Annotated in this window: 18 protein-coding genes and 7 pseudogenes; 8 read left to right on the top strand and 17 right to left on the bottom strand. The window is 53.0% G+C overall.

Annotated elements, in window-relative coordinates:
• A partial coding sequence (locus tag ACUU1M_RS06590) for a polysaccharide deacetylase family protein (protein ID WP_160371899.1) occupies nucleotides 1-840 on the bottom strand: 840 nt, incomplete at its 3' end.
• Between the two features lie 185 nt (nucleotides 841-1,025).
• Here ACUU1M_RS06590 and ACUU1M_RS06585 point away from each other — a divergent pair.
• Together ACUU1M_RS06585 and ACUU1M_RS06580 are read left to right on the top strand one after the other, a co-directional pair.
• Nucleotides 1,026-2,222 (top strand): annotated as a pseudogene (locus tag ACUU1M_RS06585) (IS3 family transposase).
• Nucleotides 2,223-2,304: 82 nt separating this feature from the next.
• Nucleotides 2,305-2,562, top strand: coding sequence for a hypothetical protein (locus tag ACUU1M_RS06580; protein WP_000177057.1), 258 nt, complete (start codon nucleotides 2,305-2,307; stop codon nucleotides 2,560-2,562).
• A gap of 557 nt (nucleotides 2,563-3,119) precedes the next feature.
• Here the strand turns inward: ACUU1M_RS06580 and fecE are convergent.
• The 7 genes from fecE to fecI form a co-directional block, all read right to left on the bottom strand.
• Nucleotides 3,120-3,887 carry a Fe(3+) dicitrate ABC transporter ATP-binding protein FecE gene (gene fecE, locus ACUU1M_RS06575; protein WP_000175457.1) on the bottom strand — a complete coding sequence of 256 codons (768 nt, stop codon included), beginning with the start codon at nucleotides 3,885-3,887 and terminating at the stop codon, nucleotides 3,120-3,122.
• Nucleotides 3,888-4,844, bottom strand: coding sequence for a Fe(3+) dicitrate ABC transporter permease subunit FecD (gene fecD / locus ACUU1M_RS06570; protein ID WP_000684856.1), 957 nt, complete (start codon nucleotides 4,842-4,844; stop codon nucleotides 3,888-3,890).
• A complete protein-coding gene (gene fecC / locus ACUU1M_RS06565) occupies nucleotides 4,841-5,839 on the bottom strand; it encodes an iron-dicitrate ABC transporter permease FecC (RefSeq protein WP_000125175.1) in 999 nt (332 codons plus the stop codon). The genes fecD and fecC overlap by 4 nt, the downstream gene beginning before the upstream one ends.
• A complete protein-coding gene (gene fecB / locus ACUU1M_RS06560; protein WP_000879153.1) occupies nucleotides 5,836-6,738 on the bottom strand; it encodes a Fe(3+) dicitrate ABC transporter substrate-binding protein FecB in 903 nt (300 codons plus the stop codon). The genes fecC and fecB overlap by 4 nt, the downstream gene beginning before the upstream one ends.
• A gap of 44 nt (nucleotides 6,739-6,782) precedes the next feature.
• Nucleotides 6,783-9,107: a TonB-dependent Fe(3+) dicitrate receptor FecA gene (fecA, locus tag ACUU1M_RS06555; protein WP_000188258.1), complete on the bottom strand. Its 2,325-nt coding sequence runs from the start codon at nucleotides 9,105-9,107 to the stop codon at nucleotides 6,783-6,785.
• A gap of 86 nt (nucleotides 9,108-9,193) precedes the next feature.
• On the bottom strand, nucleotides 9,194-10,147 hold the full coding sequence (fecR, locus tag ACUU1M_RS06550) for a ferric citrate uptake sigma factor regulator FecR (protein WP_001068910.1): 954 nt from the start codon (nucleotides 10,145-10,147) through the stop codon (nucleotides 9,194-9,196).
• On the bottom strand, nucleotides 10,144-10,665 hold the full coding sequence (gene fecI / locus ACUU1M_RS06545; protein ID WP_001283626.1) for an RNA polymerase sigma factor FecI: 522 nt from the start codon (nucleotides 10,663-10,665) through the stop codon (nucleotides 10,144-10,146). The genes fecR and fecI overlap by 4 nt, the downstream gene beginning before the upstream one ends.
• Before the next feature lie 136 nt (nucleotides 10,666-10,801).
• Between fecI and ykiE the strand changes: the two are divergent.
• From ykiE to ACUU1M_RS06525, 4 genes and pseudogenes are all read left to right on the top strand, one after another.
• Nucleotides 10,802-10,870, top strand: a pseudogene (gene ykiE, locus ACUU1M_RS06540) (protein YkiE).
• A 70-nt stretch (nucleotides 10,871-10,940) separates the two neighbouring features.
• Nucleotides 10,941-11,145, top strand: a pseudogene (locus ACUU1M_RS06535) (hypothetical protein); the annotation flags it as partial.
• A pseudogene (locus ACUU1M_RS06530) lies at nucleotides 11,145-11,243 on the top strand (IS3 family transposase); the annotation flags it as partial. The pseudogenes ACUU1M_RS06535 and ACUU1M_RS06530, both read left to right, overlap by 1 nt.
• A gap of 339 nt (nucleotides 11,244-11,582) precedes the next feature.
• Nucleotides 11,583-11,840 (top strand): biofilm development regulator YmgB/AriR family protein, encoded by a 258-nt coding sequence (locus ACUU1M_RS06525; RefSeq protein WP_000555341.1) that lies wholly within the window; start codon nucleotides 11,583-11,585, stop codon nucleotides 11,838-11,840.
• Nucleotides 11,841-11,964: 124 nt separating this feature from the next.
• Here ACUU1M_RS06525 and ACUU1M_RS06520 read toward each other — a convergent pair.
• Both ACUU1M_RS06520 and ACUU1M_RS06515 read right to left on the bottom strand, forming a co-directional pair.
• Nucleotides 11,965-12,095, bottom strand: a pseudogene (locus ACUU1M_RS06520) (IS5/IS1182 family transposase); the annotation flags it as partial.
• Between the two features lie 64 nt (nucleotides 12,096-12,159).
• Nucleotides 12,160-12,291: pseudogene (locus tag ACUU1M_RS06515) on the bottom strand (IS3 family transposase); the annotation flags it as partial.
• Between the two features lie 281 nt (nucleotides 12,292-12,572).
• On the opposite strand from ACUU1M_RS06515, the gene ACUU1M_RS06510 reads away from it, so the two are divergent.
• The gene (locus ACUU1M_RS06510) at nucleotides 12,573-13,931 is read left to right on the top strand and encodes an esterase-like activity of phytase family protein (RefSeq protein WP_000823243.1); all 1,359 of its coding nucleotides are present in this window, start codon (nucleotides 12,573-12,575) and stop codon (nucleotides 13,929-13,931) included.
• Nucleotides 13,932-14,052: 121 nt separating this feature from the next.
• Here ACUU1M_RS06510 and ACUU1M_RS06505 read toward each other — a convergent pair.
• From ACUU1M_RS06505 to ACUU1M_RS06475, 7 genes and pseudogenes are all read right to left on the bottom strand, one after another.
• Nucleotides 14,053-14,130, bottom strand: a pseudogene (locus ACUU1M_RS06505) (DUF6404 family protein); the annotation flags it as partial.
• A 39-nt stretch (nucleotides 14,131-14,169) separates the two neighbouring features.
• Nucleotides 14,170-15,555, bottom strand: a complete 1,386-nt coding sequence (gene tnpC / locus ACUU1M_RS06500; protein ID WP_000998091.1) for an IS66 family transposase — start codon at nucleotides 15,553-15,555, stop codon at nucleotides 14,170-14,172.
• Nucleotides 15,556-15,604: 49 nt separating this feature from the next.
• Nucleotides 15,605-15,952 carry an IS66 family insertion sequence element accessory protein TnpB gene (tnpB, locus tag ACUU1M_RS06495; protein WP_000612632.1) on the bottom strand — a complete coding sequence of 116 codons (348 nt, stop codon included), beginning with the start codon at nucleotides 15,950-15,952 and terminating at the stop codon, nucleotides 15,605-15,607.
• Nucleotides 15,949-16,329, bottom strand: a complete 381-nt coding sequence (tnpA, locus tag ACUU1M_RS06490; RefSeq protein WP_001171523.1) for an IS66-like element accessory protein TnpA — start codon at nucleotides 16,327-16,329, stop codon at nucleotides 15,949-15,951. Before tnpA ends, tnpB begins: the two co-directional genes overlap by 4 nt.
• A gap of 354 nt (nucleotides 16,330-16,683) precedes the next feature.
• Nucleotides 16,684-17,118, bottom strand: a complete 435-nt coding sequence (locus ACUU1M_RS06485) for a zinc-ribbon domain-containing protein (RefSeq protein WP_001221615.1) — start codon at nucleotides 17,116-17,118, stop codon at nucleotides 16,684-16,686.
• Nucleotides 17,106-17,507: a putative zinc ribbon protein gene (locus ACUU1M_RS06480; protein ID WP_000270978.1), complete on the bottom strand. Its 402-nt coding sequence runs from the start codon at nucleotides 17,505-17,507 to the stop codon at nucleotides 17,106-17,108. The genes ACUU1M_RS06485 and ACUU1M_RS06480 overlap by 13 nt, the downstream gene beginning before the upstream one ends.
• Nucleotides 17,508-17,766: 259 nt before the next feature.
• Nucleotides 17,767-18,336 carry an inovirus Gp2 family protein gene (locus tag ACUU1M_RS06475; RefSeq protein WP_000221544.1) on the bottom strand — a complete coding sequence of 190 codons (570 nt, stop codon included), beginning with the start codon at nucleotides 18,334-18,336 and terminating at the stop codon, nucleotides 17,767-17,769.
• Nucleotides 18,337-18,534: 198 nt separating this feature from the next.
• On the opposite strand from ACUU1M_RS06475, the gene ACUU1M_RS06470 reads away from it, so the two are divergent.
• The gene (locus ACUU1M_RS06470) at nucleotides 18,535-18,735 is read left to right on the top strand and encodes a hypothetical protein (protein ID WP_001297219.1); all 201 of its coding nucleotides are present in this window, start codon (nucleotides 18,535-18,537) and stop codon (nucleotides 18,733-18,735) included.
• Nucleotides 18,736-18,975: the final 240 nt, after the last annotated feature.

Below are 18,975 nucleotides of genomic sequence, written 5' to 3'. Positions count from 1 at the left end.
GTCATCCGGTAATCTTGGCCCCTTATGAAGGGCCAGCAACGATGAAAAAAACGGTGTTGTATAATAAAAAAGTCGTCTTTTCAGCCATACGCAATTTTCCCGTTCCTTGGTGCTTATTCTTCCTATCCGTGTAGTTCCTTTAGCAGGAGCATTCATTCTTCTTTCTGTTGTATATAAATAATGGAATCCAAGTTCTTCAGCGATCTGAATATAATCCTTGTTATAATAACCTTCCGGCCAACACAAATGTTTACTGCATTTTCCTGTCATTTTTTTTAAATATTCTCTCCCGCTCAATAAGTCCTGCCGAAGATGTTTACACTGTTCTTCTCGTGAAGTGAACTTTTTATCCCAACGTGTATGAGTATGTGTATGAACATGAAATTCGACCAGACCAGATTGCAACATTTCGTTCACTTCAGACCAGCGAAGCATAACATTATCAGCATTCCCGGTTGCTATTTGATGTTCGCAATCGCGATGAGAATATTCCTTTCCAGGAGAGTGACGAACCGGACCATTTCCAATAAAACTGGTAATTAAAAAAATATGTGCCTTGAGATTAAACTCGTTTAATAAAGGATATACCTGAAACCAGTTGTCAAGGTATCCATCATCAAATGTCAACATAACGCTTTTACGGGGAAGTTTTCCGCCCCGATAAAAAAACTCCAGTTCATCTGATGACAGTGTTTTCCAGTTGTTTTCAGCCAACCATTTCATTTGTTTCCGGAATGTCTCGGGAGAAAGTGTAACCAGTCCTGGGCAATGGCTGACATGATGATACATTAATACCGGAACATGATTTGCTTTAAACAAAATGCCCCCTCCGTTTAAAATTTAAAGTTTCTGGCACCCAGTAAGTAGAGATAAAAGGAAAGCCTAATAAAGGTGGTGAACTTTATATACTACTAAATCAAACATCAACAATTTATAAACAATAATATATTATCATATCTTTTAAAAACGGCTCACTAAGAACCTTGAGGTGGCACACTAAATTTAGCTACCTGAACAGAGGTGATATGCTCACCTCAGAACAACACAGGTGCCATAATGAAAAAAGAAATTTCAGCGCAGAGTTTAAACGCGAATCCGCTCAACTGGTCGTTGACCAGAAATACACCGTGGCAGATGCAGCCAGCGCTATGGATGTCGGCCTTTCCACAATGACGCGATGGGTGAAACAATTACGTGATGAGCGGCAGGGAAAAACACCAAAAGCCTCCCCCATTACCCCGGAACAAATTGAAATCCGTGAGCTCAGGAAAAAGCTACAACGTATTGAAATGGAAAATGAAATATTAAAAAGGCTACCGCGCTCTTGATGTCAGACTCCCTGAACAGTTTTCGATAATCGGGAAACTCAGGGCGCGTTATCCTGTGGCCACTCTCTGCCATGTGTTCGGGGTCCATCGCAGCAGCTACAAATACTGGAAAAACCGTCCTGAAAAACCAGACGGCAGACGGGCTGTATTACGCAGCCAGGTACTTGAACTGCATGGCATCAGCCACGGCTCTGCCGGAGCAAGAAGCATCGCCACAATGGCAACCCAGAGAGGCTACCAGATGGGGCGCTGGCTTGCTGGCAGACTCATGAAAGAGCTGGGGCTGGTCAGTTGCCAGCAGCCGACTCACCGGTATAAGCGTGGCGGTCATGAGCACGTTGCTATCCCGAATCATCTTGAGCGACAGTTCGCCGTAACGGAACCAAATCAGGTGTGGTGCGGTGATGTGACCTATATCTGGACGGGTAAGCGCTGGGCGTACCTCGCCGTTGTTCTCGACCTGTTCGCAAGAAAACCAGTGGGCTGGGCCATCTCGTTCTCGCCGGACAGCAGGCTTACCATGAAAGCACTGGAAATGGCATGGGAAACCCGTGGTAAGCCCGTCGGGGTGATGTTCCAAGCGATCAAAGCAGTCATTATACGAGCAGGCAGTTCCGGCAGTTACTGTGGCGATACCAGATCAGACAGAGTATGAGCCGGCGTGGAAACTGCTGGGATAACAGCCCAATGGAGCGCTTCTTCAGGAGTCTGAAGAACTAATGGGTGCCAGCGACGGGCTATGTAAGCTTCAGCGATGCAGCTCACGCAATAACGGACTATATCGTTGGATATTACAGCGCACTAAGACCGCACGAATATAATGGTGGGTTACCACCAAACGAATCAGAAAACCGATACTGGAAAAACTCTAACGCGGAGGCCAGTTTTAGTTGACCACAACAGACTACCTGAAGGGAGCCGCGGTCGCCTAGCAGTTGCAGTAGCAGGAGATCATCCAGCCGCAGTACAGGTCACGATGACTCTGGTTAATGATACCGGCTTTGACCCCGTATTTTCCGGCTCTATCGCTGAATCATGGCGTCAGCAGCCGTGCACACCATCCTATTGTTGTGACTGGGAGGCTGCCACCATGCTTCGCGCTTTCCCTCTGGCGAAAAAGGGAGAAGGACGGGCCCGTCTGCCTTCACTTTATGCCAGCTTCGGTAAGCTGGGTGAGACACCGACTCATGAAGATATCATTGATAACAATCGATCCATCAACTGGCCTGTATAACGTGGCTGCCGGTGATTAAGAAAGCTGCACCTACCTAAGTAGTAGCAAACGCACACTTTTTAGAAAAATCGATGGTCAGAAACTGGATTAGCAATTCCGTTCCAGGGTTGCTTTTGATTTACGTTGGCGTCTGATCATTGATTTATCCTCAAAAGCCCAACCTCATTGGTAATGAACCAGCTCCGTGAATGTCCGCTCTGGCACAGAGCGAAATTTTTTGATCTCCCCCCCTGAAATCTAAACTTAGTCATGTCACGTTTTTGGGTTTCTAAAATTTTAACTTCGCGTTTTTCGTTGCCGTAAGGGTTATACAGAAATGTCCGTTAAGCAGAGTTCAAAATTGATTGCCGTGATCACGACTGGTTTGAAAGCCGCGCCCAAGCCTGTACAGCTCTGGTTTGCGTTGATTATGAACCTGTCAGCCTAAAGCAAGCGGATGGACGATGAGTATTGGTAATCTTTCAGAGTCCGGAAAAGTTCAGCCCCAGTCTGAACAGGCTTGCTGGCGCCAGTCCAGTTTCATTCAGTCGTGGTTTGGTTCTTACGGCCTGTGCAATCTACCTCATTAGGCACATCGGCCTGCCAGATACCGGCTCGGGGTGTATTTCCGCTTCCACGCTGAATACTGTTCTCAGCAATCCTGGGGTCATCACCTCTTCTGGTGTGCCTTGCGCCATAACATGTCCGTTTGCCATTACCACCAGTTGATCGCAGTACCGGCTAGCCTGATTAAGGTCGTGCAGCACAGCGACCACCGTTTTCCCCTGAGTCCGGAGTTCGCCCATCAACCGCATCAGGTCCACCTGGTGATTGATATCAAGATAGGTGGTTGGCTCATCAAGTAATACAACGGGCGTATTCTGGGCCAGGACCATCGCCAGAAATGCGCGCTGGCGCTGACCGCCGGAAAGCTCGGTTAACCGACGAACGGCAAGATGATTGATCCGGGTCTGGTTCATGGCGACATTAACTCGTGCATTGTCTTCAGCGGAGAGACGCCCCCAGAGTGACAGCCAGGGATTACGACCATACGAAACCAGCTCCTGGACTGTGATCCCCTCTGGCGTTAAATGGTGCTGAGGCAGCAGCGAAAGCCTGCGGGCCAACTGGCGTGATGAGAGCATATTTATGGGATTATCGCCGAGAAATACGGTGCCAGACTGCGGCATTAAAAGCCGCGAAAAACAGTTTAACAGCGTCGATTTCCCGCAACCGTTAGGGCCGATCAGGGCGGTGATCTTCCCCGTTGGCAGTGAGAGTGAAACGTCGTTAAGTACCTTGTCTGTCCCGTAACTGACCGTCAGATTTTCAGTTCGTAAAGTCATTTATCGCATTCTCACAAGCAACCAGACAAACCACGGCGCACCGATAATGGCGGTCAGCACGCCAACCGGGAGCTCCAGTGGGGGATGAATAATTCTCGCCAGCAGATCGGCAACCACCAACAGCAACGCACCTGTCAGGGCTGAAACAGGCAGCAGTCTGCGGTGACGTCCACCGGTGATGCTACGCATCATATGCGGCACCACGAGACCAATAAAGCTAATCGGGCCGCAGGCGGCCACGCCGGTAGATGTCATGGCGACAGCTAGTAACAAAGCCCAGAATCGGGTATGGGGCACCGACACACCGAGCGTGGTGGCGCGCGCATCGCCGAGTGCAAGGAGGTCGAGATCGCGGCAAAAACTCAGGCTCAGCGGCAGAAATAAAATCATCAGCGGGATGGCAATCTTCACAAAGCTCCAGTCACGGCCCCATAAGCTGCCGGTCAGCCACAGCAGGGCGTTGTTCACATCCTGCGGGCGCGAGAGCATCAGATAATCCGTCAGGCTGGCCCAGCATGCAGAAAGCGCCACGCCGGTGAGCGCCAGCTTCATCGGCTGGTGGGTCTTTGCCAGCATCTTCAGTAATATCAACCCCGCCATGCCGCCCGCAAAGGCCAGCAGCGGCAGCACCATCACGGGCAGTGACGGCATAAGAAGTAGAGCCCCCACAGAGGCCAGGCTGGCGGCATGGTTAACGCCGAGAATATCCGGTGATGCCAGAGGGTTGCGCACAATCCCCTGTATCAGCACGCCCGCCACGGCGAGGGCTGCACCGACAAACAGTGCCAGCAGCAAGCGCGGCAGTCGGTACTCCATCAATACATAATAATGCTCGCGTCCGGCCTGCCAGTCGGTCAGCAGCGCGCGCCACGGCACGGGGATCACTCCCATATGGAGTGATAACAGCGCACAGCCCGCCAGGGCAAGGGTGATGAAAATAACCAGCGCAATTTTCATCCTCGCCTCCTCACAAGCCAGACAAAGCAAGGGCTGCCAATCAGCGCCAGCACTGCGCCTGCGGGCAGATCTCCGGGGAAGGCCAGCGCGCGTGCGAGTACATCTGCCAGCAGCATCAGCGTGGCCCCCAGCAGCATGCTCACTGGCAGTACGTTGCGCTGATCGAAGCCTGCCCAGAAGCGCGCCAGATGTGGCACCAGCAGACCGATAAACGCCACCGGACCTGCCACGCTGACGCACGCACCAACCAGAAGCAGCACTAACATATTGATGACCAAACGTAGCCTCGTCAGGTTCACTCCCAGCGTATGGGCGGTGCTGTCGCTGAGGTTGAGCAGGTTCAGTTGATTCGCCAGCAGTAACACGACAGGGACTGCAGTGACCACCACCGGCAAGAGCTGCCAGACATCCTGCCAGCGGGCGTGGGACACTCCGCCTGCCAGCCAGTAAAAGATGCCGTAAGCATGATCTTCGGCCAGCAGCAGGGTGATGCGGGTAAGGCCCATACAAAAGGCCGACAGCGCGATACCCGCGAGGATCAGTTTGTTTCTGTCATGGGTATGACGAAATCCGCCTCCTGCGGTCATGACCAGCAGCCAGCTCACGCCGCCCCCGCATGCCGCGATGAACGACAGAGAATAGCCTGCAATCGGCGTCGGACTCAGCGCGCTGGTAAGCGCCATAGCCAGCGCCGCGCCGCTGTTAATGCCGAGCAGTGAAGGAGAGGCCATTGGGTTGTGGGTCAGGGTTTGCAGCAGCGTGCCCGCGAGCGCCAGGCTTGCGCCGATCAGAACGGCGACCAGGCTTCGTGGCAAACGAAGGTTTTGCACCAGCGCTTCTGGTAGCGTTGGCGTGTGTCCAGGCAGCAGGGCGCGGGTTGCATCTGCTCCGGAAACAGGAATGGCCGAGTAGCAAAACAGACTCAGCCAGAAAATAATAATAAGTGCTGCAACGGGAAGCCCCCACAGCAGCATCGGGTGTTTTATCGCGGTCATTTCACAACGGTAAGCGGCTGATGGTGGAAGATTTTTACCGTGTCAGCGGCAATACGCTCTGCAGCAAAAATACCGCGCATCCGCGCCCAGGTGTTACTGTCGACCGAAGCAACCTGCTGCTTCTGCGCGGCGGTTAACATCTGCCAGAGCGGATCTTGTTGCCAGCGTTTAACAATGCTCTCTTCGCGATAGTGGGCAACCAGCAGCCAGGCAGGATTGACCGCCAGCAGTTGCTCCAGGCCGATGGACGGCATGGACGAACCCGCCATCGCAGCGGGAACGTTCAGCCCCAGAGAGGCCAGCACGCTGCCGGTCCAGGTCTCCTGAGTATGCAGGTTGAATTGCTGTTCGCGTGATGTGCCAAAGGCCACGCGTGTCCCTTTGGGAAGCTGGCTGGCCCACTGCGCCATCCTCTCTTTATGTTGTTCCAGACGTGCCTGCATCTCTCGCTTTTTACCCACCATTTCGCCGATGATAGCCGCAGATTGCAAATTTTCAGCGTAGGTTTCGTTGCGGGACTTAAGCAGCAGTACCGGCGCGATTTGCTGCAAGGCGATGTAAACCCCCGCATGGCGACTGCTGTCGGCAATGATCAGGTCTGGTTTCAGAGCGGCAATGGCTTCCAGGCTCGGCTGCGCGCGCGTTCCGACGGACTGCCACGGTTTCAGGTGCGCACGCACTTCGGGCAGGATGCGTTTTGCATCGTTATCGTCGGCAATACCGATCGGGCTGACGTCCACGGCGGCCAGCGCATCGGCGAACGAGAGTTCCAGCACCACAATCCGTTGTGGCGTTTTTTCGAGTGTAAACGTGCCGTGTTCGTCCTGAACCATGGCGGCAAAGGCGTGGCTGATCACCAGCAGCAGGCCTGCAAAAAGAAAACGGATAAATGCCAACATAATCACATTCCAGCTAAAAGCCCGGCAAGCCGGGCGTTAACACATCAGAACTTCAACGACCCCTGCATATACAGCGTGCGCGGCTGGCCTGCATAGATGCCTTTGTTGTTGTCGTCATAAGAGCGGATGAAGTAGTCCTGGTCGAAGATGTTTTTCACACCGAATGCCAGGTTCAGATCTGCCATCTGCGGGCCAAAGTCATACGCCACGCGTGCACCCCAGAGCATGAAGCCGGGAATGCGGCCGGTACTGCCGTCGGCGCTCTCTTTCACCGTATTGGCGTTATCCGCAAACTGGCTGGACTGGAAATCGCTGTTCAGATTGAACGTCCAGTTTCCTGGCTTGTAGTCCACGCCCAGCGTGCCTTTATGTTTCGGGGAGAATGGTACCAGATTGCCGTAGGTGTCGCCTTTCTCGCGGATTTCCGCGTTCACATACGCATAGCTGGCGTAGATGGAAACGTTATCAAGCGTTGGCGTTAGCGTACCCAGATCGTAACGTGCCTGCGTTTCCAGCCCGGTATGGCGCGTTTTGCCACGTGCAGTGACGGTGTCGTTGGTCTGGTTGGAGTCGTACTGATTGTTAAAGTTAATCAGGAACAGCCCCATTTCCGCCGTCAGCGCGCCGTCGTCGTAGCGGGTACCGAGTTCCCAGGTTCGCGCTTTTTCCGGTTCCACATTGCCGCTTTGCACAGCCTTGCCAATCTGGCTGTACTGTACGGTGCCGAACGAGCCTTCAGTGTTTGCATAAAGATTCCAGCTGTCAGTCAGGTGATAGAGCACGTTCAACGCCGGAAGCGGTGCGTTATAGCTCACTTCTTCGTGCGTGCCTGTGATGGCGTTGTTCTGGTATGACTCGATATGTTCGAAACGCATACCCGGCGTGATGGTCCAGTTGCCGATGTCGATTTTGTCATCCAGATACCAGGCGTGCGCCTCGGTGCCGGAACGCGTATCGCGGTCGTAAGGGCTTGAGCCGGACGGCAACTGCCCGCTGCTGGTGGCGGTGTAGTAACGCATTTCATGCGTTGATTCATTCACATAGCGATAGCCCACGCCCACTTCGTGCGCGGAAGGGCCGATCATAAAGATCTGGCTGTAGCGTGGCTCAATACCGCGCACCCAGTAGTTACGCGGCGAGAGGGTGATGCGTTTGCCTTGCTCCAGGTAGCCGCTGCGCAGGGTTTGGGTGTAGAACCCCTGAATGTTGAATTTATGCTGGCTGTCTGGCTGGAACTGGTAGCCCAGGCTCGCCAGCTTGCGACGACCCCAGAAGCGGTCATACGGGCGGGTGGATTGCCAGCGATCGGCGTCGTAATCCGCGCGAGACAGGCCACCGGGCATGTCGGCTTCACCGTCGTAATATTGCAGCAGGCTGTTGAAGGTGTGTACCTCATCCGGCGCATATTTGCTTTTCAGCATCAGGTCGTCGATGCGGGTGGCGCTGTGCTCGCGCCAGTCACTGCCGCGCGTGCCGGAGTAGAGCAGCGCGGTGCCAAAACCGTTGTCCGCTGTGCCGCCCACCATCAGGTTGTGCGTCTCTTTCGGGTTGTTTTGTGAAGAGGTTGGGCTGAGCTGACCTTCCACGCCCGCCTCGATACCAAAGTCCTGCGGAATGGCACGGGTAACAAAGTTCACCACGCCGCCCACGCTCTGCGGTCCGTAACGCACCGCACCACCACCGCGTACCACGTCAATGGCATCCATGTTGCCGAGCGAAACGGGAGCCAGTGAAAGCTGCGGCTGACCGTAAGGGGCGAAGGGGACGGGGATGCCGTCCATCAGGACGGTCGAGCGGCTGGCGAGGCGCGGGTTCAGGCCCCGGATGCCAAAGTTCATCGCCAGGTCGTGGCTGCCGGTGCCGTTGTTTTCCGGCGCGCTGACGCCAGGGATGCGGTTAAGTACCTCACGCATGGTGGTTGCGCCGGTTTTGGCGAAATCCTCACGGCGGATCACGTCACGCGCGCCAGCATGTTCAAATACGTCGTTTTCACGCGCATCACCCAGCCAGTCGCCGACCACGGTCAGGGCATCTTCTTTTGGTGCGGGCGCGGGCTCCAGCGTCCAGCTGTTATTTCCCAGCGGTTTTACCTGCAGTCCGCTGCCGTCCAGCAGTTGTTGCAGGCCGCTCTCGACGTCGTAATCGCCGTGCAGGCCGTTGCTCTGCTTGCCGCGCGTCAGGCTGGCGTCAACCGAGAGGGTAAATCCGCTGTGTGCGGCATACTGATTGAGCGCTTTATCGAGCGATCCCGGTGCGATATTAACCTGTGCAGCAAAAGCGGAAAACGAGAGACCGGCCAGCGGCAGCAGGCTCAGGCGAATGGCGTTAACCAAAGGTGTTGTTTTACGAAAAACGCGTAACGGCGTCATACCTTCCCCATCATCATTTTTGTTGTGTTCAGCTATGAGTCGAACGAGAAGGGTAAAAAGGACAATCGAAATAAGAATTATTTTCCTTACAGTGGTGAAATGTTTATCCAGTACCGCGTAATAGACTGAATTTTAACGGGAAGCGTTTGCGCGATAACGTTCAGGATCGCATCGGTATTTTTCAGCGGGAACGTCCCGCTCAGGCGCAGCCCGGCAACGGCGGGATCGCAGCGCAGCACGCCGTTGCGGTAACGGGTTAGCGTGGCTATCACCTCACCCAGCGGTTTATCGCTGAAGCTCAGGATGTCCTTCGTCCAGCTTGTACTCTCGTCATCCAGCGGTTTCACTGCGCCAAACTCAGAGGCGCTGAACTGCAGGCTTTCACCAGCGTTCACGATGCGTTTTTGCGCGGGGGCACTGGCGAGAAGCACTTCCACAGCGTGCTGCTGAACGTCAAGCTGCGTGAAATTATCCTGCTGGCGGACGGTAAATTCTGTCCCTAAAGCAGTGAGCTGGCCCTGACGGGTCAGGACACGGAAGGGGCGTTGCAGGGCATCTTTCGCGGTAGTAATGGCGATTTCACCGTACCAGAGCCGGACGGTGCGCTGATGCGCATCAAAACGCACATCCGCCGCGCTTTGGGTATTCAGCGTGAGCAGGGAGCCATCTTCCAGTTGCTGACGGCTGACTGTGCCTTTGGCGGTGCGGTAATCTGCCCGCAGACCTTCGCCGGTTTCCGACTGCCAGAGCTGCCAGCCTCCGCCAGCGCCGAGCAACAGCAGTAATCCTTTCATCACGTGACGGCGGGTGAGGCGGGTATCGTGCAACGCCCGGCTGGCAACGTCGCCAGGCACACCGCCAAGCTGGTTGCGCAGGTTTTCAACCTGCTGCCAGGCCCACTGGTTATCCTGATCCTGTTCATACCACTGTTGCCAGCGCGCTTCCTGTTGTGGGCTGACGCGCTCGCCGCTTAGCACGGCATACCAGTGGGAAGCTGAACGCAGCGCCTGACGGCGGGAATCGGTTAACAAAGGATTCATAACCCATACTCCAGACGGAACAGCAGGCAGTGCTCGACGGCTTTCGCCACGTATTTTTTCACGGAGCTGATGGAAACACCGAGTTTGTGCGCAATCTCGCTGTATGTCAGACCATCCAGTTGCGAAAGCAGAAACGCTTCACGTGTTTTGCCGTTTAGCCCGTCCAGCATGCTGTCGAGGAGTTGTAGGGTCTCGAGTTGGCTTTCGCGTTCCTCAGGTGAAGGCGCTCCCCCCTCCGGCATAAGCGCCAGCATCTCCAGATACGCTTTTTCCAGCGCGTTTCGGCGAAACAGGTCCACCATCACGCGTTTGGCGATAGTGCAGAGGAAGGAGCGAGGATCGCGGATCGTCGAGAGCGTTTCGCTGACCATTACCCGCAAAAAAGTGTCCTGGGCAATGTCATCTGCATCAAAAGCAGACTGGAGTTTGCGCGTCAGCCAGCTTTTCAACCAGCCGTGATGTGTGCCATAAAGCGACTCGAACGTTAAGGAAGCTGTGGTAGTGGCGCGGTCAGACATGCGGAGTGCATCAAAAGTTAATTATCACGTAGTCATATTAATATGAGAATGGTTATCATTACAATTGGAAATAAAATTGTTTCCAATAGACATTTTTAACATGTTGTTTTTCTAAGTGTTATAAGGTAGGTATAAAATGGGATGGAGCCTCTGCTTCTGACATGTGTCGGTCAGAATGACTCATGATGTGGTCTGCTATTATTGACATCCTCACTGCCCTAAAGGATGGGGATTTCGGTAATGATCTTACCCAGCAATAGTGGACACGCGGCTAAGTGAGTAAACTCTCAGTCAGAGGTGACTCACAAGACAAAACAGTTTCAACCAGTAAAAAAACGTAAACACCATTCGCATGAATTTCGTAGTTAAGATCTGAAGCTTGCAGAATGCATCGGTGTTACTGCCGGAGTCCGTGAACTTAGTCTGCATGAATCACCACAGCTTTACATCTGTCGCAGTAAACAGCAAAATCAGCAAACTTACTTAATTATATCGAGTGCGATTACAATCGCTGGCGATGGTACAGTTGGTGTGGCGGTCTCAGTCCGGAACAATTTGAAAATCATAATCTCACTTAAAACGGCATCCATTTTACAAAAGATGGCCGTCTGTGTATTTGTAATGAATACCTTCTACATGTTTAGAGTGCATAATCCACGACAAGGCGATATCCTAAAAATTAGCTAGCAGGCAACTTTGATGGCATAGATAATGTTTTTAGTAAAAAAGAGTTGACTGAATATAATACAGCCTCTTCCTACATAAGAAGGAATGTGCTCACAAAAAAAAACCATTAGTCTGCTTCCTGTTCTTACAATAATCAGTATTATGTATTTTATTTATATAGCAAAATATGCTTGTTACACCTGTCATAATTAGGCATGGTAAAATTATTGACTGAACCCTGGGGGAGAAAGATGCACAGTGATTATTATAATATGGTTTTTGGTGAAAAATTGGCCAATATTTTATATGAAGCTAACTCTCAATTTTTTTACGAGAGAAATGTCATAGAAGAGGCAGTCAACGCTTTATTCTGTGAGCGTGAAATAATAAACAACAAGAACATAATAAAGAAGCTGATGTTCTTTTTGTCAGATGTTAATCACACCAAGAAAGATGTTGTTCAGAGCGCACTTAATATTATCATTGACATTACATCAGGTGATATTTGAGATTTTACATAAAAGATAATCTCTCAAGGAGTCTTATCTGAAAACGAAATATATAGTCCCTCTCGTTTTGTAATATCGATTGGCTTTGTTGAATCGGTTACGTACCCCGGAGCCGGTCATATTTTCAGGTAATACACACGCTTTCAGACATTTCGGCTTTCGTCATTTTTGTATCATGGGCATAGCTTCTGCTACCTGACCATCATAATCACGCAGCTTCAGTGAAGCAGTGACCACCTGTTTAACCCGGTGTATCGTTATGATCTTATCCAGCAATTGAACCGCCCCGGGTTTCCTGGAGAGTGTTTTATCTGTGAACTCAGGCTGCCAGATCATCGTTTCCGATGGAAGCATAATAAGCTTTTTCTGCTTCTGCCGGTGGGATATGGCCCTGCCTTTCCAGCAATCGTCGATTGTTATACCAGTCCACCCACGTGAGTGTGGTCAGCTCATCATACTGACACGTGCATTACCCCTACCGCGATAATGCAACCGTACAATATAGGGCGTTTCCTAAACGCAGCCCTCATCACTCCAATCCAACAAGACACAGCATTTTTGATCACGAAGAAAGACAAATAATTTCCGTAAATGTTTCCGTTGTTACAAATAACAACAGTGTTTTACATTTCTTTGGCCTCAGGCCCGCGCATGTTGCCATTCGATGTCATTTTCCTGACTCGTTTCTTCTTTATGGTGTAGTGTGATCTTCACTTTATAGATGCTAACAATATGAAAAGAAAAATTATTCCCGTGCTAATCGGTTGTACGCTCTCTTTCTCTGCCCTGGCGGCACAACCTACGGCTGAGCGCTATGTCGTCAGTTTTCCAGAAGGCACGCACGTGAACTACGCCGGCGCATTTGCCAGTGCATTCCCGAACGGCCTTCCGGTTGGGATAGGTTCTGGCCTGCTGTTCACCGGTAAACAGGGCGATGCCCTGACATTCGCAACCATTACCGATCGCGGTCCGAACGCGGATTCACCGAAAGAGGGGAAAAACGAAACTAAAATTTTCGTTACGCCAGATTTCGCGCCGCTGCTGATGACGATTCGTGTACAAAACGGCAAAGCGGAGGCCATCGATCCCCGTCCTCTGCATGACGATAAAGGCGCGATCAACGGTCTGCCGCTGGCAAGCGACGTGATTGGCTCCACCAATGAAGTGGCCTTCAGCGACACGTTACATAGACTGAAGGGGGATAATCGCGGGCTGGATACGGAAGGGATCACTCCGGATGGTAAAGGAGGTTACTGGCTGTGCGATGAGTATGGCCCGTTCCTGATTAACATCGACAGTAAAGGGAAAATCCTGGCAATCCACGGTCCGCAGGCGGCGGAAGGGGAAAAAGCGATTGCGGGCGGTTTGCCAAATATCCTCAAATGGCGTCAGGCGAACCGCGGCTTTGAAGGCCTCACCCGTATGCCGGACGGGCGTATTATTGTCGCCGTGCAAAGTACGCTGGATATCGACGCTAAGAGCAAGAAAAAGGCGCTGTTTACGCGTCTGGTGAGCTTCGATCCGGCAAGCGGAAAAACCGCGATGTACGGTTATCCTATCGACAGCGCGGCCTACAGCAAAAACAGCGACGCTAAAATCGGAGACATCGTGGCGCTCGATAACCAGCACATCCTGCTGATCGAACAGGGAAGAGATAAAAACAACAGAATGCGTAACCTGATTTACGAGGTCGATCTCAATAAGGCGAGCGACCTGTCAGGCTTCGACAAGCCGGGTGAGTATCCGGAGTTTGATGATGAGAAAACCCTGTCACAGCGCGGCATTACCCTTGCGCAGAAAACGCAGGTTGTTGATCTGCGCTCCTTGGGCTGGCAGCAGGAGAAGGCTGAAGGGTTGGCGCTGATCGACAGCAAAACGCTGGCGGTGGCGAACGATAACGACTTTGGCGTGAAGGTGGCGATGCAACATCCGGTCGAGGGCAAGACATTCAAGGATTATCGGGTGAACGCGGAAGGAAAGCTGACGCTTGACGACAAGCAGGTTGAAACGACCCTCAGAGTGAAGCCACTGGAGAAACCGGAGTCTGACAGTGAACTGTGGATTGTGACGCTGCCGGAAGCGTTGAAATAAGTTTATAAGGTACGGACAGCAGTATCGCTTAGTTTTTCAAATTCATGTATGTGAACAATATTGGGGTTCCGGCGTAGACCCCCAATGAAAGCGTCACCACGTGAAAACATGCCTGCACGGTTTACACGTCATCCCATGGTGGCAGCCGGTTAACTTTCCTGCGCCACCAGTGGAAAAAGGCCATAAGCAGTCCGAACAAAAGTAAGCGTACAGCGAGGGCCGTATTGACGGGGATGTGTTATTCAGCTGGCAGTGCTATGCGCCACGGAAGCAGTTCGCTGACCCGGTTGACCGGCCAGTCTGCTATGACGCCAAGCACATGGCGAAGGTAGCTTTCTGGATCCACGTCATTCAGTTTGCACGTCCCGATCAGGCTGTACAGTAGCGCTCCCCGCTCACCACCATGGCCAGAGCCGAAGAACAGGGTCTTCATCTTTTCACGCAACCAGCTTTCCAGGGATTTCAACAGCGGTTTCGTTTTTCGCTGACGTTCAGCAAGCCGCTGCTCTGCCGGCATTCCCCTTATATCCGCCTCTATGGCGTACAACTGACCGATCTGCTCCAGGGCTTCTTCCGTCAGTGCTGACGGGATGCGGACGTGCACATCGTGGATCTTTCGGCGGGCATGAGCCCAGCAGGCAGCTTCCGTTATCCCACCATTGCGATACAGCTCGTTGAACCCGGCGTACGCATCCGCTTGCAGCACACCGCTGAAGCAAGCAAGATGAGTCTGCGGATGGATGCTTTTTCTGTCCGGGCTGTAAGCGAACCACACTGCAGGTGCCAACGCTGACCCGGCATTGCGGTCATCACGAACATACGCCCACAACCGCCCGGTCTTCGTCTTCTTATTACCCGGCAGCAGTACCTGGACCGGGGTATCATCGGCATGGAGTTTGCCGTCAGTCATGACATAGCCATGAAGCGCCTCTTCCAGCGGAGACAGCAGCCGGCAGCATGCATCCACCCAGCCCGACAGCAGTGAACGGCTCAGCTCCACACCTTGCCGGCCGTATATTTCTGACTGGCAATACAGCGGGGTGTGCTCTGCATACTTCGAGGTCAGCACGCGGGCCAGCAGCCCCGGTCCGGCGATACCCCGCTCGATGGGCCGCGAAGGTGCAGGTGCCTGCACGATGGTATCGCACTGAGTACAGGCATGTTTTTCCCGTACCGTCCGGATAACCCGGAAGGCGCTACGCATCAACTCCAGCTGTTCGGCGGTATCCTCGCCCAGATAGCTCAGTGAACCGCCGCAGTTCGGGCAGCACGGCGCCGCAGGCAACAGTCGCTTTTCGTCACGGGGTAGTGATTCAGGGAACGGCTTACGGGTGCGGGTCTGACGCAACGGACGCTGTACTGCCGGGTCATACACCCTACCAGTCAGCGTATCGCTCTCTTTCTGAAGCCGGTTCAGATCGGCTTCCATTTGTGCGATACGGCGGGAGACTTTTTCGGAACGACTGCCGAAGTTCATCCGGCGGAGTTTATCCAGCTGCGCCTGCAGATGGTCTATTTCGCGCTCCCGGTTGCTCAGCTTTTCCTGCAGGGCGTGGATCAGCGCTTCCTGTTCGGCCAGGCGCTGTTTCAGCAGGAAGATGTCGTCAGAAGAGATGTCGTTCATAAGCCCGTATTTTACCGGGCTTATTCTGTGACAACCAGGATAAAGAGATTTACAGCATGGTCAGGGAGGTCAGCAGCCGCTTGGGCTGTCGCCAGTCGATACCTTCCAGCAGCATCGCCAGCTGCGCCTGCGTAAGGAACACTTTGCCATCACGGGCTGACGGCCAGGCGAAGCGCCCACGCTCCAGCCGTTTGGTCAGGAGGCACAGTCCGTCGCCGGTGGACCACAGCAGTTTAACCTGACTGCCGCTGCGGCCCCGGAAAATGAAAATATGGCCGGACATGGGATCGTCTTTCAGCGCCGTTTGTACTTTCGCAGCCAGGCCGTTGAAGCTATTTCTCATATCGGTGATACCGGCAACCAGCCAAATTTTGGTCCCGGAAGGTAACGGGATCATCGCTTCAGTTCCTGTATCAGCAGAGTCAGGAGCTTTTCGCTGACATTGCCATTGAAGCGGAGCGTCCCGTGCCGGAACGTTACCTCACAGCTGATACTGAGGGTTTCCGGGTCCTCTGCGAGCGATTCTGGCTGTTCGGCAGCTGCATCGAGAGTCACAGGAAGTAGCTGGGGGCTCTCTGAAGAAGGTAATAGCAGCTTTCCCTCGCGCCATTGTTGTCGCCATTTGAACAACAGATTGGCGTTAATGCCATTTTCAAGAGCAAGTTTTGAGATGGATATCCCGGGTTCACAGGAGGCAGCAACGAGCAGCTGTTTAAATTCGGGAGGATAATTAGGGCAGCCTTTTCGCCTGCCGGGAGTCACATTTTTCTGCATATCTGACACTTTGGTTCCCACTACTTATTTGGTGGACACCACTTTGTCTAATTCGTCAGATTCTGACCAGACGGTTCAGGCTGTACGCTTACCACTATTTTATCCCTGTTGAATTTGGTTAAGCCGGTGCAGACGCGCCGGGAAACGCACACCTGAACCGGCACAATAAAATACAATACAACCCCCTGTTACTGGAGATACGAATGGAATGACGAGGCAGCCTGTCAGTCACAGGGGGCTGTTGGCATAAAATCAACGGAAAGGCCACCAACACCGGAATTAAGCTCCACAGTCCCCGCACTGGCAATCCATTCCCGGGAAAGGCATCACCGCAAACTGCTCCGGAGGCAACCATTACAGCCTCTGTAACGGATTATCAGCCCTGGCATCTTCCGACGGCACCTCCTGCCGCCCCCACGCCCTGCTGTATACCCCGGTACCGCAGCGTGGGCAGCACTTTTCCCCCTCATAATCTTCGTCACACATCACACAAAACCACTTTCTCACCTTCACCGTATAATCCGGAACCGTCATGCCCTGCAGATGCAAACGACGGGCCTCTTTCTCTGCCGGGTCAAGCCAGGTACATCGCAGCAGGATTTTTTCAGCGACAGTCATCTGGTCATGTTCAAACCACGGTGGTTGTCCGTCATTGCCCCGCTGAAGTGTTAACGGGCATCCACAGGACACACAGCACAAAACGTCCTGTCGGTTGTGCTTCGCAGCTTCTTTCGCCGTAACAAAATGGCCTTTGCTGTCATTCGCCATATAACAGTTCAGAATTCGCATATTTCCTCCTGAGTTGTCCGGGGAATACTGAATCCTCCGGTCTGGCAGTGTGTGCAGTACTGCTCCCCATAATAATCGTGGTGACATTGTCTGCAGTGCCAGCTGGCTTTACGCACCACGGGTAAGGCATCCGGTACGAATTGCTGCAGACGTTTAATCAACTGTATTTCTCTGCGCTCCGGCCTGACATAAGGGCACTGTTGACCGTGCTCTGTCAGCCTGTCGTCAGTGTGTTCAAACCAGGGAAGTTCAGTTTCGTATTGCGGATGGTATCTGAGTGCACTGCCACACAAGTGGCAGGTGTAGTTAGCATAAGGTGCGGCCTGTGCAGTACGGGCGCCCGTCAGACGTCCGTTGCCATCAAGAGCGATAAAGGATTTTGCGTACATAGTCATATACCTCAGCCGCCAGACGACACGCAGGCAACAGCCGTCCCGGTACGGGCAGCGTGGTCAGGGTGTGAATGGCGGTTCAGTTAAAATCTGGACTGGAGTTTGGGTAAAGCAGGCTGGTTGCTGTTACAGCACTGTGGTTGTCACACAATGGAACACTGACGTAAAAAACAGTCAGTGGGCGAGTGGATACATCGTTGCCGCCAGACAACAACCCATACTTTTGGTTTGCCGGATATTGGCGCGCCAGTCGTGCTCAACTCCGGCTACAGCCAAAATTGCGCTCACCGGTGCAGTGAGCTTTGGTATGCTCCTTCGCCAGATAGTCAGCACGTTCCAGCACTTGCTGAAAGCCGGTGTCATCATTACGCGCCAGCCACACCGCCGGCCAGGCCGGAAAATGCACCAGCGTGGCATGGCACCCGACATCCACTCCCAGGGCACTGCACCACGCCTGTTTAATCATCCCGGCCAGAGACTCCGGAGCGCGGTAATCACCGGCACGACACCAGGTATCCCGGTTGACCAGCAGCATCAGGTGATAGTGTTTTTTACCTTTGCACTCCCCAAACTCCCGGGCCCAGACGTAATGCAGGGTTGTGGGATGCACGCGTTTACCTTCCCGATGCTTACGTTTCTGGTAAGCGTCGATTCGGGCTTTCAGGGCATTGATGAAGCGGGATATCACAGCTGCGTCCGTTGCTGCCGGTACATCCGGGAGACGCAGGTCAACCCGCAATGCCGTCAGGCGGGGATGAACATTCAGTGCGTGCCGCACCGTCTCACGAATACGTTGCTGCCAGAAGGGGTTGTATTTGTAGGTCATGGTTAAATCTCCGTATGGTTCATACGGAATAGCCACGTCGTAAAAAATACGCAGAGTCCCTGAAGTGACCTCCGGCAGGACACTGTCTCAGGCACTCTGTGATAACCCGAACGGTCGTCTCCGGACTGACGGTTGAATTTTCAGCGTCGTTTTTTAATGTAAAAAACCGGTTACGGGTAAGGCTGTGAGGAGGGAGTGATGGTGATACGCAAAAAGAAGTGCAGGGACTGTGGAAACGCGATTACTCATAATACAGTGTGTTGCCCGTATTGTGGTTCTGTCGACCCCTTCGGCTACTACCGGAATACAGACCGTATCGTTACCATACTGCTGGCGCTGATTATTGTGGTCCTGCTGACTACTGTCAGCGTCAGTGTGTGTATACTGTGTAGCTGGTGAGATAACGGTTCATGTATCCCCTGAGCTGACAGTGTACCGTGTATATTAAGCGTAACCGACAGGTTCTCCTTCATACCATATTAAATTTTCCAGGGATTGCCGCTGCCTTATTTCGTCCCATACAGGAAAACTCATCTGGGTTTCTGACAAATACGCGAAACTCACAGCCCCTCAATATCAACCACACGTTGTAAGCCGGTAATACCTGAAAATCAGCCTATTACCGCCCACGCCTCCGGC

The organism is Shigella sp. SIG6, from assembly GCF_053555815.1.
Note: the sequence above shows the minus strand (reverse complement) of the source record. Positions and strands in the feature narration are given on the sequence as shown.

Bases quoted from the DNA above. Each gene is read 5' to 3' on its own strand.
- fecA (WP_000188258.1), bottom strand. From the start codon at position 9,107: ATGACGCCGTTACGCGTTTTTCGTAAAACAACACCTTTGGTTAACGCC.
- ACUU1M_RS06480 (WP_000270978.1), bottom strand. From the start codon at position 17,507: ATGTACGCAAAATCCTTTATCGCTCTTGATGGCAACGGACGTCTGACG.
- tnpB (WP_000612632.1), bottom strand. From the start codon at position 15,952: ATGATCCCGTTACCTTCCGGGACCAAAATTTGGCTGGTTGCCGGTATC.
- ACUU1M_RS06470 (WP_001297219.1), top strand. From the start codon at position 18,535: ATGGTGATACGCAAAAAGAAGTGCAGGGACTGTGGAAACGCGATTACT.
- ACUU1M_RS06525 (WP_000555341.1), top strand. From the start codon at position 11,583: ATGCACAGTGATTATTATAATATGGTTTTTGGTGAAAAATTGGCCAAT.
- ACUU1M_RS06475 (WP_000221544.1), bottom strand. From the start codon at position 18,336: ATGACCTACAAATACAACCCCTTCTGGCAGCAACGTATTCGTGAGACG.
- ACUU1M_RS06580 (WP_000177057.1), top strand. From the start codon at position 2,305: ATGACTCTGGTTAATGATACCGGCTTTGACCCCGTATTTTCCGGCTCT.
- fecB (WP_000879153.1), bottom strand. From the start codon at position 6,738: ATGTTGGCATTTATCCGTTTTCTTTTTGCAGGCCTGCTGCTGGTGATC.
- tnpC (WP_000998091.1), bottom strand. From the start codon at position 15,555: ATGAACGACATCTCTTCTGACGACATCTTCCTGCTGAAACAGCGCCTG.
- fecC (WP_000125175.1), bottom strand. From the start codon at position 5,839: ATGACCGCGATAAAACACCCGATGCTGCTGTGGGGGCTTCCCGTTGCA.
- ACUU1M_RS06485 (WP_001221615.1), bottom strand. From the start codon at position 17,118: ATGCGAATTCTGAACTGTTATATGGCGAATGACAGCAAAGGCCATTTT.
- tnpA (WP_001171523.1), bottom strand. From the start codon at position 16,329: ATGCAGAAAAATGTGACTCCCGGCAGGCGAAAAGGCTGCCCTAATTAT.
- fecE (WP_000175457.1), bottom strand. From the start codon at position 3,887: ATGACTTTACGAACTGAAAATCTGACGGTCAGTTACGGGACAGACAAG.
- ACUU1M_RS06510 (WP_000823243.1), top strand. From the start codon at position 12,573: ATGAAAAGAAAAATTATTCCCGTGCTAATCGGTTGTACGCTCTCTTTC.
- fecR (WP_001068910.1), bottom strand. From the start codon at position 10,147: ATGAATCCTTTGTTAACCGATTCCCGCCGTCAGGCGCTGCGTTCAGCT.
- fecI (WP_001283626.1), bottom strand. From the start codon at position 10,665: ATGTCTGACCGCGCCACTACCACAGCTTCCTTAACGTTCGAGTCGCTT.
- fecD (WP_000684856.1), bottom strand. From the start codon at position 4,844: ATGAAAATTGCGCTGGTTATTTTCATCACCCTTGCCCTGGCGGGCTGT.